Raw genomic sequence first — 582 nt, 5'->3', positions numbered from 1 at the left:
GCTTCTTGATTGATAGCTGTCAGCGCAGACTGACTCTGCGTTACGGGCCTTTTTGGCTTGAAAAATCTAGTCAAGCGCCCGAAGGCTCTCCGGGTCTGCAGCCACTCACCCCTGAGCATGCATCATCCCATCAAAAACACGGATGCGTCTTCGCGCCAGCATTTACTTCGCGGAAGCATGTGTTGCTCGATCCGGTGTATCCAGGGGCGGCGGCGCAGAGTAGCTTGTCAGATTCGACGAAGGCAAACGGCAACAACAGCTTCGTCGAGAAAGCGCCTAGCGCTGGGCATTTGGCTTGGATGTGGGCGCATTGCAGCTCAACCAACCACAAGGAAATGCCATGAAAACGTACTGCACATTTGCGGTCGCCAGTTTGGTGCTGGCCACTGCCACCGGCGCCATGGCAGCGCCGCCGACCCCTGACAGCGCCACCACAGTGCAAAGCGCCAACACCCCCCTCACCAGAGAAGCCGTCATCGCCGATCTGATCGCATCGCGCCAGGCCGCGCCCACACAGATGCCGCGCGATGGCGAGTGGTACAACGTGCCGGCCCCGCTGGGCGGCAGGGCCCACACGATGCG

At 60.7% G+C, this 582-nt stretch carries 2 protein-coding genes; both read left to right on the top strand.

Features of this window, described 5'->3' with window-relative positions; translation table 11 throughout:
- Positions 1–344: hypothetical protein (locus B2J89_RS22560; RefSeq protein ID WP_205763931.1), on the top strand; the 344-nt coding region annotated here is incomplete at its 5' end.
- The coding region (locus B2J89_RS21560) for a DUF4148 domain-containing protein (protein WP_169170845.1) at positions 341–582 on the top strand (242 nt) is incomplete at its 3' end. The genes B2J89_RS22560 and B2J89_RS21560, both read left to right, overlap by 4 nt.

The sequence above is a fragment of the Acidovorax sp. SRB_24 genome (genome assembly GCF_012931925.1).
This window is presented reverse-complemented; position numbering and strand designations above follow the sequence as displayed.